General features: G+C 62.9%; 14 protein-coding genes. 6 read left to right on the forward strand and 8 right to left on the reverse strand.

The window, feature by feature from the left end; genetic code table 11:
• Nucleotides 1–10 precede the first annotated feature (10 nt).
• Nucleotides 11–2338, forward strand: coding sequence for a xanthine dehydrogenase family protein molybdopterin-binding subunit (locus tag CQ13_RS35680; protein WP_057847437.1), 2328 nt, complete (start codon nucleotides 11–13; stop codon nucleotides 2336–2338).
• Between the two features lie 87 nt (nucleotides 2339–2425).
• Here CQ13_RS35680 and CQ13_RS35685 read toward each other — a convergent pair whose 3' ends face one another.
• Genes CQ13_RS35685 through CQ13_RS35695 form a run of 3 tightly spaced genes read right to left on the reverse strand, consistent with a single transcriptional unit; the run spans nucleotide 2426 to nucleotide 5642 of the window.
• Nucleotides 2426–3622, reverse strand: coding sequence for an acyl-CoA dehydrogenase family protein (locus CQ13_RS35685; protein WP_057847438.1), 1197 nt, complete (start codon nucleotides 3620–3622; stop codon nucleotides 2426–2428).
• 13 nt (nucleotides 3623–3635) lie between these two features.
• Entirely contained in the window at nucleotides 3636–4769 is a 1134-nt protein-coding gene (locus CQ13_RS35690) for an acyl-CoA dehydrogenase family protein (RefSeq protein WP_057847439.1), read from the reverse strand.
• A gap of 21 nt (nucleotides 4770–4790) precedes the next feature.
• Nucleotides 4791–5642, reverse strand: coding sequence for an enoyl-CoA hydratase (locus CQ13_RS35695; RefSeq protein ID WP_057847440.1), 852 nt, complete (start codon nucleotides 5640–5642; stop codon nucleotides 4791–4793).
• Between the two features lie 163 nt (nucleotides 5643–5805).
• Between CQ13_RS35695 and CQ13_RS35700 the strand changes: the two genes are divergently transcribed.
• Genes CQ13_RS35700 through CQ13_RS35710 form a run of 3 tightly spaced genes read left to right on the forward strand, consistent with a single transcriptional unit; the run spans nucleotide 5806 to nucleotide 7825 of the window.
• Complete coding sequence (locus tag CQ13_RS35700; RefSeq protein ID WP_057847441.1) at nucleotides 5806–6414, forward strand: LemA family protein; 609 nt, start codon at nucleotides 5806–5808, stop codon at nucleotides 6412–6414.
• Nucleotides 6415–6434: 20 nt separating this feature from the next.
• Nucleotides 6435–7325 (forward strand): TPM domain-containing protein, encoded by an 891-nt coding sequence (locus CQ13_RS35705; RefSeq protein ID WP_057847442.1) that lies wholly within the window; start codon nucleotides 6435–6437, stop codon nucleotides 7323–7325.
• 2 nt (nucleotides 7326–7327) lie between these two features.
• Nucleotides 7328–7825, forward strand: a complete 498-nt coding sequence (locus tag CQ13_RS35710) for a TPM domain-containing protein (RefSeq protein ID WP_057847443.1) — start codon at nucleotides 7328–7330, stop codon at nucleotides 7823–7825.
• Nucleotides 7826–8140: 315 nt separating this feature from the next.
• Here CQ13_RS35710 and CQ13_RS35715 read toward each other — a convergent pair whose 3' ends face one another.
• The 3 genes from CQ13_RS35715 to CQ13_RS35725 all read right to left on the reverse strand — a co-directional run bounded on the left by CQ13_RS35715 (nucleotide 8141) and on the right by CQ13_RS35725 (nucleotide 10103).
• On the reverse strand, nucleotides 8141–8755 hold the full coding sequence (locus CQ13_RS35715; protein WP_057847444.1) for a glutathione S-transferase family protein: 615 nt from the start codon (nucleotides 8753–8755) through the stop codon (nucleotides 8141–8143).
• Nucleotides 8756–8880: 125 nt separating this feature from the next.
• On the reverse strand, nucleotides 8881–9693 hold the full coding sequence (locus CQ13_RS35720; RefSeq protein WP_057847445.1) for an MBL fold metallo-hydrolase: 813 nt from the start codon (nucleotides 9691–9693) through the stop codon (nucleotides 8881–8883).
• Nucleotides 9690–10103 (reverse strand): Crp/Fnr family transcriptional regulator, encoded by a 414-nt coding sequence (locus CQ13_RS35725; RefSeq protein ID WP_245309546.1) that lies wholly within the window; start codon nucleotides 10101–10103, stop codon nucleotides 9690–9692. The genes CQ13_RS35720 and CQ13_RS35725 overlap by 4 nt, the downstream gene beginning before the upstream one ends.
• Nucleotides 10104–10304: 201 nt before the next feature.
• Here CQ13_RS35725 and CQ13_RS35730 point away from each other — a divergent pair, with 201 nt between their 5' ends.
• Together CQ13_RS35730 and CQ13_RS35735 are read left to right on the forward strand one after the other, a co-directional pair.
• Nucleotides 10305–11336: a hypothetical protein gene (locus CQ13_RS35730; protein ID WP_057847446.1), complete on the forward strand. Its 1032-nt coding sequence runs from the start codon at nucleotides 10305–10307 to the stop codon at nucleotides 11334–11336.
• A gap of 81 nt (nucleotides 11337–11417) precedes the next feature.
• On the forward strand, nucleotides 11418–12920 hold the full coding sequence (locus tag CQ13_RS35735; protein ID WP_057847447.1) for a hypothetical protein: 1503 nt from the start codon (nucleotides 11418–11420) through the stop codon (nucleotides 12918–12920).
• Between the two features lie 25 nt (nucleotides 12921–12945).
• On the opposite strand, the gene CQ13_RS35740 is transcribed toward CQ13_RS35735, so the two are convergent.
• Nucleotides 12946–13593 (reverse strand): glutathione S-transferase family protein, encoded by a 648-nt coding sequence (locus CQ13_RS35740; RefSeq protein ID WP_057847448.1) that lies wholly within the window; start codon nucleotides 13591–13593, stop codon nucleotides 12946–12948.
• An 11-nt stretch (nucleotides 13594–13604) separates the two neighbouring features.
• Nucleotides 13605–14810: a CaiB/BaiF CoA transferase family protein gene (locus CQ13_RS35745; protein WP_057847449.1), complete on the reverse strand. Its 1206-nt coding sequence runs from the start codon at nucleotides 14808–14810 to the stop codon at nucleotides 13605–13607.
• Nucleotides 14811–14846: the final 36 nt, after the last annotated feature.

Here is a 14846-nt window from a genome sequence, read left to right on the forward strand (position 1 = left end):
GGACAAACTGATGAACATTCTTCCCGGCAATATGCGTTTCGGTGCGGGCCAGCCGGTCAAGCGTTTGGAAGACCAGAGACTGCTCACCGGGAAGGGGCAGTTCATCGACGACAAGCCCGAGGAGGGCGCGCTGTGGCTCTACGTGCTGCGCTCGCCCCATGCCCACGCCAAAATCGTCTCAATCGATACGACTGATGCCGCCGGGATGCCGGGCGTCCAGGCGATCTATACCGGCACCGAGCTGATCAAGGACGATGTCGGCACCATCCCGACGCTTGCGATCTTCAAGCGGCCCGATGGATCGCCGATGACGGTGCCGCCGCGACGTCTGCTTGCGCATGAAATCGTGCGGTATGCCGGCGAAGCCGTGGCCGCCGTGGTCGCGACGTCGCGCGTGCTGGCGCAGACCGCGGCCGAAGCGATCGTGGTCGATTACGAGGTGTTGCCCTCGGTAGTCGACCCTGTCGAGGCGGTAAAGCCCGGCGCACCCGTCGTATGGCCCGAGGCGCCCGACAACGTCGTGGCTGCCATGAGCTACGGCGACGCCGCCAAGGTCGAGGAAGCCTTTGACAAGGCTGCGCATGTGGTCTCGCTCGACCTGGTCAGCCAGCGGCTGGTGCCCTCCGCCATGGAGCCTCGCTCGACGATTGCCGAGATCGAGAAGAAGACCGGCCGGTTGATCCTGCACGTGCAGTCGCAAACGCCCGGCTCGACCCGGGACCTGCTCGCGGAATCCATTCTGAAGCGGCCGAAGGACAGCGTCCGCGTGCTGGTCGGCGACATCGGCGGCGGCTTCGGCCAGAAGACCAGCCTTTATCCCGAAGACGGCATCGTTGCTTACGCCGCGACCAAGCTGAACAAGAAGATCCGCTGGCGCGGCGACCGCACCGACGAATTCGTCGGCGGCACTCATGGCCGAGATCTTACCTCGACCGGCGAATTCGCGCTCGACGCAAAGGGCCGCGTGCTCGCTTACCGCGTGCGTTCGATCGGAGGCACCGGCGCGTACTCGTCGGGGACCGCGAACATCATTCCGCTGGTGCTCGGGCCCTTCGTGCAGACTGGCGTCTACGATCTGCCGCTGGTGCATTTTGAGGTGAAATCGGTGATGACCCACACCGCACCGGTCGGCGCTTATCGCGGCGCCGGGCGGCCGGAAGCCGTGTTCATCGTCGAGCGGCTAATGGATGCCGCGGCACGGCAGATCGGCATGGACCCGCGCACCATTCGCAAGGTCAACTACATCAAGCCGGCGCAGCTTCCCTACACCAATGCGGTCGGGCAGGTGTACGACTCCGGCGCTTTCGCGCACATGCTGTCGCGCGCCTCCGAGCTTTCGGACTGGGACGGCTTTAACGCGCGCAAGAAGGCGGCGAAGAAGAAGGGCCTGCTCTACGGTCGCGGCCTTACCAGCTATATCGAATGGACCGGCGGGCGCGCGCATACCGAAAAGGTCAGCCTGCACGCGACCGCGGAAGGCCGCATTATCCTGCATTCCGGCACCATGGCGATGGGGCAGGGCCTGCAGACCACTTACACGCAAATGGTGTCCGATACGCTCGGAGTTCCCATGGACAAGATCGACGTCGTGCAGGGCGATACTGATCTCGCCACCGGCTTTGGCAGCGTCGGTTCGCGCTCGTTGTTTGTCGGCGGCACGGCAGTTGCGGTTTCGAGCAACGACATGATCCAGAAGGCGCGCGAGAAGGCCTCGAACGTGCTGGAAACGTCCATCGAGGATATCGAATACCGCGACGGCTGGCTGACGGTGGTCGGCACCGACAAGCGCATCAGCCTGTTCGAGATCGCGAAGAACGAAGATGGCGCGCGGCTCTCCGTCGATTCCGAAGGCGAAGTCGACGGCCCGAGCTGGCCGAACGGCACTCACATTTGCGAAGTCGAGATCGATCCGGAAACCGGCGTCAGCAAGGTAGTGCGTTACACCACGGTCGACGACGTCGGCATTGCCGTCAACCCGATGCTGGTGACCGGCCAGGTGCACGGCGGCGTCGCCCAAGGCATCGGGCAGGCGCTCTATGAGGGCGTCGCCTACAGCGAGGAAGGGCAGCTATTGACCGCGAGTTACCAGGACTACTGCGTGCCGCGCGCCGACGACATTCCGCCGATCGCGGTTGCGCTGGACGATTCCGCGCCGTGTCGCACCAACCCGCTCGGCGCCAAGGGCTGCGGCGAATCCGGCGCCATCGGCGGCCCGCCCTGCGTCACCAACGGCGTGATGGATGCGTTGAGCGAGCTTGGCATCAAGCAGCTCACCACGCCGCTGACGCCGGCGAAGGTCTGGCAGGCGATCCAGGATGCGAAGGCGGCGGTGGCTTAGACGCGTTCTCTCAACCCGTCATTCCGGGGCGCGCCGAAGACGCGAACTACATAGTTCGATGCTTCGCATCGCCCCGGAACGACAGCCTCAAAGCCCCAACACCATCTTCGCGACGATATCGCGCTGGATCTCCGACGAGCCGCCGAAAATCGTATAGGCCCGGCCGTTGAGATATTCCGGCACGACGGGAAGCAACTCCTCGGGGATTCCCGGCGCCTCGTTGAGCCGGTAGAGCGGCCGCATCGGCTCGACATAGAGCCCGTCATTGCCGATCACGTCGACGCCGAGCCGCGTCACCGCCTGGCGGATTTCGCTGACGCGCAGCTTTAAGAGCGACGACACCGCGCCGGGATTTTGCCCGGTCTGCAGCGCCGACAGCACGCGCAGCTCGGTCATCTCGAGCGCGTCGATATCGACCTCGATCTCCGACATCCGCACCGCGATATCGGGATCGCCGATGGCGCGGCCGGTCGCGTCAGATTCGGCAAGCTCCGAAATCGTCTTCAGCGCATCGCGCAGCTTAGCCGAGGCGATGCCGGAGCCGCGCTCGAACTCGAGCAGATATTTGCCGTAAGTCCAGCCCTTGCCCTCCTCGCCGACGCGGTTGGCGACGGGGACGCGCACGTCGTCGAAAAACACCTGGTTGACCTCATGATCGCCGCCGATGGTCAGAATCGGCCGCGTCGTAATGCCCGGGGTCTTCATGTCGATCAGGAGAAAGGAGATGCCGTCCTGCTGCCGCTCGGTCTCGTTGGTGCGCACCAGCGCGAACATCCGGTTGGCGTGGTGGGCGTGCGTGGTCCAGATCTTGGTGCCGTTGATGATGTAGTCGTCGCCGTCGCGCGCGGCTCGGGTCTTCAGCGAGGCGAGGTCGGAGCCGGAGCCCGGCTCGGAATAGCCCTGGCACCAGTAATCCTCGCCCGAGAGAATCCGCGGCAGATAAAAGTTCTTCTGCTCGGGCGAGCCGAAGCCGATGATGACCGGGCCGACCATCTTGACGCCCATCACGTTCACATTGGGCACGCCGGCGCGGGCGCACTCGGACTCAAAAATCCAGCGTTGCGCCGGCGTCCAGTCCGGCCCGCCATATTCCACCGGCCAGCCCGGCGCGCCCCAGCCCTTCTTGTGCAGTGCGCGCTGCCAGGCCATGCCGATATCAGGATCGGAGAACACCGAAGGCGTCAGCGCGGTGGCGCGCTTCATCTCCGGCGTCAGGTTGGCCGCGATGAAGTCGCGCACTTCCTGTTCGAAGGCGCGCTCTTCGGCGCTGAAGGTGAGATCCATGGGTATGTTCCTTTCAGGCCTCAACGGCTCGTCCACCGAGGGCGGCGTGGCGGCGATAATGATGGGCGCTGCCGCCGAACAGCATCTCGAAGGCGAGCAGCCGCTTGAAGTAGGAGCCAATGTCCAGTTCTTCGGTAACGCCCATCGCGCCGTGAAGCTGGACGGATTGTTCGGCGACGAAGCGCGCGCATTTACCGATCTTGGCTTTGGCGCCCGAGGCGGCGCGGCTGCGCGCGACCGGTTCGGCATCGGCCATCAGCGCGGCGCGTAGAGCCATCGAGCGCGCCTCGTCGCATTGCATCGCCATGTCGGCGAGGCGATGACGGATCACCTGGTTGGCAGACAGCGGCCGGCCGAACTGTTTTCGGAATTTGGTGTGTTCCAGCGTCTGGTCGAGCAGGGTCTGCATGATGCCGACGGCTTCGGCACCGAGCGCAGCCACGGCGCGGTCGACCGCGTGCTCGATCGCCGTCAGCGCGTCGCTGCCGTCGCCGAGCAGCGCTTCGGCGGGAAGCTGCACATCCCTGAGCTCGAGGTTGCAGGCCCGGCCGCTACCAAGCCGCGGGAAATCATGTGAGGTGAGGCCGGCCGCGCCTTGCGGCACCATGAACAGACCGATCTTGCCGTCATCAATTCGCGCCGAGACGACGATCTGCGCGGCGGCGCTGCCATCGAGGACGGTTGTCTTCTGTCCGTCGATACGCCAACCGTCAGGTGTTCTCTTCGCTGTCGTAGCCACTTTGACAAGGTCATAGCGCGCCTGGCGTTCGGAATGAGCGAATGCCAGAATCAGTGAACCATCGGCAACTTTCGGCAATAGCGCCTGCTTCTGCATTTCCGTGCCGCACTCCGAGATCAGCGAAGTGCCGATGACGACGGTGGAGAGATAAGGTTCGGAGACAAGGCCACGCCCGAACGCTTCCATCAGGATGCCGATCTCGATCGCGCCGCCACCGAGGCCGCCATGGGCCTCCGGGATCGGCAGCGCCAGCCAGCCGAGATCGGCGAACTGCTTCCAGATATCCATGCTGAAGCCGATCGGATCGTTCGCGATCGTGCGGCGGTGATCGGCGGTGTAAGTCTCGTTGACGAAGCGGTCGGCACTTTCGCGCAGCAATCGCTGCTCGTCGCTCAGGTTGAGGTCCATCTGATTTGCTTTTGCCTTTTCTTAGCTGGCCTGCGCCGGCTTTCGGACGGACGGGTGAAGGCCCGCGGGATCCACGATCATTCCGAATTCCTGAAGATTGTGTGCGTGGCAGAGCTGATGCAGCGCGAATGCTTGCTCGATGGCCGCGGGCTGTCCCATCACATCGACCGAGCGATTGACCGCTTCCTTCGTCAGCTTCAGGGCGAAGGAAGGTTTTGCCGCGATCCTTTCAGCAAGCTTCATCACGAAGGGGGAAAGCTCGTCCCGCGGCACCACGTGGTTGACCATGCCGAGCCGGTGCGCTTCCTGCGCACTCCAGACGTCGGCGGTGAACAGCAATTCCTTGGCCTTGCGCGGGCCCAACTCCCAGGGATGCACGAACCATTCGACGCCGCAGACGCCCATGGTGACCACGGGATCGCAGAACTCGGCATCATCGCTTGCGACGATGAGGTCGCAGGCCCACGCCAGCATCAATCCGCCGGCGATGCATTTGCCATGCACTTCGGCAATCGTCGGCTTTGCGAGATTGCGCCAGCGCCGCGTGATCTGCAGATAGATTTCCTGCTCGCGCGCAAAGCGGCCGTGGGCGTTGGGTTCGGCAAATCCGCCCCAATTTCCAACCGGCGGAAAATCCACGCCGGCAGTATTCTTAGCCCCGGGGCGCAGGTCATGCCCTGACGAAAAATGCGGGCCGTTGCCGGCGAGAACGATGACCTTGACCGCGTCGTCCTGCACCGCCTGATCAAAGGCGGTGTTGAGATCGTAAGTCATCTGCAGGTTCTGCGCGTTGCGGGCCTCGGGCCGGTTCATCACGATCCGCGCGATGCGCGGCTCCGGCCGCTCCACGACGATGGTTTCGAAAGCGGTCAATCGGCCCTCCCTCAATTATTGTTATCGGGCCATGTTGTTATTTCGGCGAATGATAGGCAAGGGCAATCGGGCTGCAAAATGAACCTGAAGCAGGCTCGCGCCTTGCATGCCAGACGCAACCAATCAGATGGGTTGGCGTTGAACTTTCCTTTGGGAGAATTCGATGCGCAGAGTTTGGACTGTACTGGCGGCGCTGGCGACGCTGAGCCTGACCAATTGCGGCTACAACGCCATCCAGACCAATGACGAGCGGGTCAAGTCGGGGTGGTCAGAAGTGGTCAACCAGTACCAGCGCCGGGCCGATCTGGTGCCCAATCTCGTCAATTCCGTAAAAGGCTTTGCGCAGCAGGAGAAAGACGTGCTGCTCGGCGTCACCAATGCCCGTGCCAAGGTCGGCAGCGTTCAGGTCACCCCAGAGGTGCTGAACGATCCCGCTGCGTTCCAGAAATTCCAGTCCGCCCAAAGCGAACTCACGAGCGCGCTGTCGCGGCTACTGGTCGTCACCGAAAATTATCCGCAGCTCAAATCGGATGCGCTGTTTCGCGACCTGATGGCGCAGCTCGAAGGCACCGAGAACCGCATCACGGTGGCGCGCAACCGCTACATCAAGGCGGTGCAGGACTACAACGTCGGCATCCGCACCTTCCCGAACAATCTGACGGCGATGGCGTTCGGCTACAAGGAAAAGCCGGCTTTTGCGGTTGAGAACGAGAAGGCGATCTCGACGGCGCCGAAGGTGGACTTCAACCCGACGCCGGCGCCCGCCAAGTAGCGGCTGAAAAGGCCACTGCGATGAACGCTGCGAGAGCGTCCCTTCTTGCGCTACTGCTGTGCTGGGCTACTGCAGCCTTGGCGCTCGTCGCGGTGCCGCCCTTGAGCGGGCGGGTTGTTGACCAGACCGGTACGCTCGCTGCCGGCGACGTCGCGTCGCTGACGCAGCAGCTTGGGGATCTCGAGGCGCGAAAGGGCAGCCAGATTGCGGTGCTGATCGTGCCGACGACGGACGGTGAGGCAATCGAGCAATTCACGCTCCGCGTCGCGGAAGCCTGGAAGATCGGCCGCAAGAAAATCGACGACGGCGCGCTTCTCGTGATCGCCAAGAACGATCGCCGCTTGCGGATCGAGGTCGGCTACGGCCTCGAGGGCGCGCTGACCGACGCCACCACCAAGCGCATCATCGACGAGGACATCACGCCAAAATTCAAGAGCGGCGATTTCGCCGGTGGTGTTTCGGCGGGCGTCAACCGGATGATCGCGGTCGCCAATGGCGAGAAACTGCCGGAGCCGGAACCGCCACACTGGCAAAGTCCCGGCCTGTCCAACTATGTCGACCCGTTCAATCCATTTATCCTTGTCTTCGTTTTCATTGTGGGCGGTGTGCTGAGGGCGGTGCTCGGCCGATTCATCGGCGCGGCGGCGACCGGCGGCATCGCAGGCGTCTTCGGCTGGTTCATTGCGGGATCGTTCGCAGCGGCGATCCTCATCGGCTTTATCGCGTTCGTCGTAAGTTTCCTCGTCCAGAACATGGGCTCGATGGGCCCAAGCGTGGGACGCCGCGGCAGGGACAGTGGATGGGTCGGTGGCAGCGGCGGTTCCTGGTCCGGCGGTAGCAGCTCCAGCGACAGCGGGTTTCGCGGTGGCGGTGGCAGCTTTGGCGGCGGCGGTGCATCGGGGAGCTGGTAGACATGAGCATCGGACGTATCATCAGGCATCTTCTCCAGCATCACTGGCGCCGCCGCCGTGATTTCCCGCCAGCCGTCTTGGCGAGGATCGAACAGGCGATCAAAGCGGGCGAGGCAACTCATTCCGGGCAGGTCCGTTTCGTGGTCGAAGGCGCGCTCGACGGCGCGCCGCTGTTTCGCAACCAGCCGGCGCGAGAACGGGCGCTGGACGTCTTTTCGCATTTGCGGATATGGGATACCGCCGACAATAACGGCGTGCTGATCTATCTCTTGCTCGCTGATCACGACGTCGAGATCGTCGCCGACCGCGGCATCAACGCCAAGGTCGGCGCGGCCGGCTGGGAGACGATCTGCAAGGAAATGGAAGCGGATTTCAGGGCAGGGGATTTCGAGCGCGGTGTGATCAAGGGTGTCGCGGCGGTGTCGCGCGAACTGGCGACGCATTTTCCGAAGGTGGGCGGCGGGGCGAATGAACTCCCGGATGCGCCGGTGGTGATGTAACTCACGCCCACTGCCCTAAACCAATGGATAGTCGGCTCCATCCTTCTCCATAGTGTGAGCCTACCTCGGGACGGCCTGGCCATACCTGCGTGCAATGGCATCAGCCGGCACTGGGTGGTACCGATCAGGTAGATGCAGTAAGCGCAATGCAAAGCAACGGAACCGGACCCGTGAGCCGGCAGTTGCAAGACAAGGTCGGCGGCGTAACGCCCGCCGGCCTTTCTCTGAGCGGTGAGCGACCGTCTAGACACCGCGCGATGCGTGACGTCAACGCACGCGATCAAGCTGCGCTTCCCAAGTCTGAACGGCAATGGGTTACGCCTTCGTCGAAGGACGCTCTCCCACACGCGCCCTCCAGGCCACGATATTGGTGTTCGCGGTATCGAGCGGCTGGCCGACCTGACCGGCGAAATCGAGCCAGCCATAGAGCAGGATATCGGCCAGCGTGAAGCGCTTGCCGCAGATATATTGCCGGCCATCGGCCATATGGCCGTTAAGCCATTGCAGGCGATTGGCGGCGATCATCTTGAGGCCGGGCGAGGCTTCGGGCGCGCAGGGAATTCGCTTCTCGAAGAACTTGAGGCCTTCGCCGAAGCGAAAGCCGTTGCCTAGATGCTCGCAGATGTTGAGATCGATACGCCGCGTCCACATCCGGCATTCGGCGCGCTCTTCCGGCGTGGCGCCGATCAGCGGCGGGTTCGGATGCTTCTCTTCGAGATACTCGCAGATCGCGGTGATCTCCGACAGATAGCTGCCGTCGTCGAGTTCGAGCGTCGGCATCTGGCCATGCGGATTGCGTTTCAAATGCTCGGCCTCGCGGTTCTCGCCCTTGCGCAGATCGACGGTCTGCTTCGGCATCTCGATGTCCTTTTCCGCCATGAACATGCGGACGATGCGCGGGTTCGGTCCGACCGAATCGTAAAATTTCATGTTGCTGTCTCTCTCGATATTTTTTTGCAGGCTTCGTTGTTGAGAGCTGTTCAACAGGCCACCGTTCCATTTGTCAAATGGGCGGATCACATTCGACACTGCGGAAAATCCTGCGGGCGGCCGGCCTAACTGTCGTCGAGCTTGTTGAGGTCGCGCACCGACTGCATGATCGGCTCGAAATTCGCTCGCGCATCCAGCGCGTCGAACAATTGCGCGGTGTCCGACAGCAATCCATGCGAGCGCTGGATCGCGATCCGCACATCCTCCTGCGGCGTGTCGGACAGCCGTCCGTGGCCCGACAGCAGGATCTTTGAGTTCAGCCCCTTCAGCCGCTCCAGCGACTGGATGTAATCGGCAATGCTGCCCGAGCCGAACACCCCGCCCATCACGCCGCCCGGCATCAACGTATCGGAGGCGAACAACAGTCCCTTGTCCTGGTCGAACAGCGTGATGCAGGCCGAGGTATGGCCTGGCGTGTACATCACGTTGAGGCGGAAATTGCCGAGGTCGATCAGATTGCCTTCCTCGAGCCATAGATCGATGTTGATCGGCGCGTTCGGCTCGTTGAACATCTTGCGCAGCATCGAGAAGTCGTCGCGCAGCATGATCTTGTTGGCGGCGAGCCTGTGCGCGGCGATGAAGGCGCGGCCGTGGAAATGATAGGCCGCGCCGATGTGGTCGAGATGCTCGTGGCTCAGCACCACCATATCGATATCGTCGGGCTTCACTCCGATGTGATTGAGAGACGTCAGCAGGTGCGGATAGTTCGAGGACAGCCCGACATCGATCAGGATGGTGCGCGAGCTCCCGCGCACAAGATAGGCGTTTGCCGCACGGTTCTTGAAGCGGATCTGATAGACATCTTCGGCGGCCTGGATCAGCGTACAGAATTCGCTCTCGAGCAGCGTCTTGAACGGGCTTGGTCTGCGCTCGCTCATGAACTGCCCGCGGTTCGGAAGGCGACCGTGTTGGAGGCCCGCAGGCGCTTGCTGAGCGCATCCATGATCATCAGCGCAAAGGCAGGCTGCTGGCTCACCAGGTAGACGAAGCGGGCGTGATTTATGCGCATCACACGGGTGTGTGGGGTGGCCGCAATGGCCGTTGCCGAACGCGCCGAGCCGTCGATGACCGCCATCTCGCCGAAGAACTCGCCCTTGCCGAGCGTGACGATTACGGTCTTGCTGGCACCGTTCATCTTGGCGATCTCGACCTTGCCGTCGAGCACGACGAACAGTTCCCGGCCGGTCGAGCCTTCCTCAAAAATGACGTCATCTACATCAAACTCGTTGATGCATTTCTCGATGGTCATGGTGGCCCCCTGCCTTTCTGGCTGGTCGGTTGCGTCCATGTTAGTCGGGAAAAGAGCCGGCGCAAACGGAACCACGATGCCGCAGGGCAGCATAGGAGAGGCTGGACCGGGATGGCTGACGTGTATCAGGCCAAAACCGGACCGGATGAGTTCCTAAATTTTCGGTAAGGCCCGAGCCGGTAAGAGTTTGGCAAGCAATAAAGGTTACCAAATGGTCAATCAATTCTGGAGAATCCAACTGTGAACGATCAGCAATCCCAGCCCACCAGCGGTGAAACCGGAACCCTTGAGGCCGGGCCAGCCGCGCCGGACAAGCCGGCGGCCAGCGAGCCGGTAGCCGTCGTGGCTGAGGTCAAGCCCGTGAAACTGGCGCCCGAGCAGGAAGAGACCTCACCGAAGCCTGACGCGCCCAAGGTGGAAGCTGTCGGCACGGAAGCGCCAAAGGTCGACGGGCCAAAGGTTGACGCTCCAAAGATCGATGCTCCTAAGGTTGATGCTCTTAAGGTTGATACCGCCAAAATCGACGCCGTAAAGCCGGAAGCGCCGAGCTTCCCCCGCAATGTGGCGATCATGTCGCCTGGCGACCGCGTCGGCACTGAGGCGAAGGCTGCGCCGGCGGAGGTATCGTCCGGCAAGCGCAGGATCGGGGCCATGGCCGCCGTTGTGGCGCTGGCGACCGTGGCCGGTGCGCTCGGTGGCGCCTTGGCGACCACAGGAATTGGAAAGTTGGTAGCCGGAGATTCGGCGGTGGCGTCGGCGAAGGACAGCGCCCTCGAAGCCTCGGTGGCGAGGCTCGACGCCGAGATCGGTGCACTGAAAGCCAGCCTGGAGCATACTTCCAAAACGACGGCAGGCCAGCTCAACAAGGCCAGCGATCGCCTCGACAAGGTCGAGAAGGCGCAGGCTGAGCCCGCCGCCAAACTCGCCAAGCTTAGCGAGACCGTCGACAAGCTCCGCGCCGCCCAGGCCTCGGCAACGACCGCTGCGGCCGCGCCGGCCCCTGCGAAGGAAGTGACCGGCTCGGTGCCGCAGCAGGTTGCCGCCGTAGCGCCCGCGGCTCCGCCCAAGTCTGAAGTCGCCCGGCTGCCGACCGTCGAAGGCTGGGTGTTGCGCGATGTCGGCAATGGCAGCGCACTGATCGAGGGCCGCCGCGGCATGTATGAGGTCTATGCTGGCGATCCCGTGCCCGGTCTCGGCCGGGTCGACGCCATTCGCAAGCAGGACGGCCGCTGGGTGGTCGTGACCAGCAAGGGCCTGATCGTCGCGCGATAACAACGAACAGCAAGGCGCTTCACGGCGACGTGAAGCGCCTTTTTTCTTGAATAGACCTCTTTGCGCGGTGTTAGTTGCGACATGAGCCGCGCGCCACGATTTCTCGCCATTTTGCTTGCTCTGCTGTGTGGCGCTTTGTCGGCGCACGCGGCACAAGATGCGGCGCTTGAGCGCGGCGCCGCCATCACCGATCCCGCGACGTTGCGCGAACTCGACGCCGGAAAATTTCGCCTCGATCGCATGCTGGTTTCGGAGCGGTCGGCGGACATCCCGCTTGCGAACACCGAGTTGTTCGCCCTGCCATCGATGGCGGCGGTCCGGCAGGCGATCGACGGCGAGTTCGATCGCTATATCGCGCGGCATCACGCGAGCCATTCAAAGGAAACGATCGGCGTCGGCGAGGGCTTCGATTTCCAATTGTTCGACCGCACGCTGCTCTATTCGGCAGAGACGCGGTTCGTGCTGGCCGGCATCGTCAATCGTATGGACCGCGCTTACGCCGCGGAAGCAAGCTGCGGCGAGGTGCGCCTGATTTACCGCCTGACGTGGATCAACAAGGCAGCGGGTGACGAAGCGTCGCCGCCGCGGCTGCCCATGACGCTGAACCTCGTGCTGAAGGCAAGAGGTGACGGAGCGGCGATCGCATGTTCCGAAATTGCCACGCGCTGGCTCGGCGAAGCGCCGTCGGCGAGCGACGGCCCGCTCGATCTGATCGACTATCAGAATATCGACCGCATCGAGACCAATCTCCAGATCACGCACGCGCCGAAATCCTCGGTTCGCGACTTCCGTACCGATTATCTGCTGAAGGTGTTTCGCTACGACCGGCAAGCGCGCGCGTTCGTGGAATCGCCGATGGAGAACCAGATCGACCGTGCGCGCCTTCTGGCGGATGATGGCCTCAAGCGCGAGTTCAGGGCATGGCTGCTCGATCCCGTCAATCTCGTTGCGTTCGATCGCGGCACCGTGCTGATCCCGGAAAAATTCCTCGCGAGCGGCGCGATTGCGCCAACGCCGGTCGGATCCGATCCGTCAGATCTGGAGCCGGAATTCGGGCTGGTGCAAGGAGAGGGCGCCGTATTCAGCGAGGCTGACGTGGTGACGGCGTTAAGGAAGGCCCCGGAAAGCGGCGCGAAGTTGCAGAATATCCGCTCGCTTGCCGGATTCGAACGGCGCCTCAACGACGTGACCTGCTCCGGCTGCCATCAGACGCGCGGCATCGGTGGCTTTCATTTCCCCGGCGTTGACTGGATGGCTGACAAGCCTTCGAATACAACCGTCGTGCCGGCATCGCCGCATTTCTTCGGCGACCAGGTCCGCCGCCGCGATATTCTCGCAGCACTTCGCGACGGCAAGCCGCCGGATTATTCGCGCGGCTTCGCGAGCCGTCCGCAGTTGCGCGGCAGCACCGAACTCGCCGGCACCAACTACTACGACGGCTGGGGCGCGCATTGCTATGTTCGGGGCAAGCCAGCCGCCAACAATGACACGAGTTTCCGCGACTGGACCTGCGCCGAAGGGCTGACCTGTCAAGCCGCCGGCAAGATCTCGCGCATCGGCATGTGCTTCGTCAAAAGCCGCTAAAGCTACGCGTACTGAGCATCGAGGGTCATTTGGCGTAGTGCGTCAGGCGCTTGCCGGGTAGCAGATCATATGCTGATTTCCAGCCGGGCAGTTGCGCCATCCGCCCGAGCCAGGCGTTGATCGCGGGATGGCTCACCGCCCAATCATACCCGGTCTCGTCTGCGGGATAATGCAGATAGGCCATCATCGATATGTCGGCCACCGTCGGCCGTTCGCCGATTGCAAATGAATTCTTCTGCACGTGCTGTTCGAGGATCGACAGGAAATCGTCGAGCCGCCTGCGGAAATGTTTCAGCACGTGTTCGTCCGGCGACGGCGTGAAGGTTCGGAAATAGCGATACGTCGCCATGTAGCCGGTGAGCTTGTGGTTGTCCCAGAAAAGCCAGCGCAACAATTCGAACTGTTCCTGCTCGGTCTCGCCGCCGAACCGGCTGAATTGCTTTGCCAGCTTGAGCAGGATCGGCGCGGTTTGGGTAAGCCGTTCGCCGTCGACCTCGAGCACGGGAATTTCACCCATCGCGTTGACGTCGCGCCGCCATTCCGGCGTGCGCGTGACGCCACCGCCGAAATCGGTCCAGACCGGCTCGAATGTCTGCCCGCACAGAGTGAGCATCAGCGCGAGCTTGTAGCTGTTTCCCGACTCGGGGAAGTAATGCAGGCGGTAGCTGGGCATGACTAGTTGCCTCACGCCACCGCGCCGGCGGCGCGCAGCTTGCCGATTGCCGCCTCGTCATAGCCGGCGTCACGCAAAATTTCGTCGCTGTGCTCGCCGACGCCGGGCGGCTTGCGCGGCTGGACCTTGCGGCTGCCGTCGACCCAGATCGGACTGTTGATCGTGAGCATGGTGTCGTTTTCGAACGGCACCAGCACCTCGTTCTCGATCATCTGCCTGTCATTCGGAATATCGTCGAGGATGCCGACCACGCCGAATACAAGGCCGTTGCCGTCGAGGATCTTGCGCCATTCCGCAAGGTCCTTGGTCACAAACGTCTCGTCGAAAATCTTGATCAACTCGATCGACCGCGCATGACGGTCCTTCTTGGTCGCGAAGCAGGGATCGGTGACGAGATCCTCGCGGCCAAGGCAGCGCGCCAGCGTCGGCCATTGCCGGTCCTCGTTGAGCAGGGAGAGGATCAGCCAGCGTCCATCCTTGCACTGGTAGTGGTTGGTCACCGCGTTCAGCGCGCGCTCGCGCGGGCGGCGTTCGCCGAACTTCGCGCCGACCAGTTTGGCTTGCGCCAGCACTGAAGCGGCCCAGACGCCGTTGGCCATCAGGTTGGAGCTGACATGCGATCCCTTGCCGGTGCGCTCGCGCTTGTAGAGCGCTGTGACGATCGCGCCGTAAAACGCCATCGCGCATGGGTGGTCGCCCATGCCGGCAATCGAGCGTGCCGGCGTCGTATGTTCGTCCGCCCGCACCAGGTCCATCAGGCCGGAGCGCGCCCAATAGGCATTGGAGTCGAAGCCGGGCTTGTTGGCTTCCTCGCCTTTCTCGCCATAGCCGGTGAACGAGGCGTAGATCAGGCGCTCGTTGTGGGGTGCCAGATGCTCGTGGGTGATGCCGAGCCGTTGACGCACCTGCGGCGGGTAGTTGGTGATGAAGACGTCAGCCTGGGCGGCGAGGCGATGCAGCACCGCCTGTCCCTCGGGCTTTGAGAGATCGAGCGCAAGGCTCCGCTTGTTGCGCGCCTCCAGCATCCACGCAAAATTTTGCTCGCTGTGCGGGTAACCCGGCAAATTCGGCAGGTTGCGATAGGGATCGCCGGCGCCGGGCGGCTCGATCTTGATCACGTCGGCGCCGAAATCCGACAGCACGGTGGCGGCCGCGGGCGCAGCGATGAAGCTCGCGCAATCCAGAACCTTGAGGCCGTCGAAGATACTCTTTTCCATAGTGCCGCCGCTCCGTGTGGCTTGTTGATTTTTTTT

Origin of the sequence: Bradyrhizobium retamae, from assembly GCF_001440415.1 — a bacterium.
Lineage (GTDB): Bacteria > Pseudomonadota > Alphaproteobacteria > Rhizobiales > Xanthobacteraceae > Bradyrhizobium > Bradyrhizobium retamae.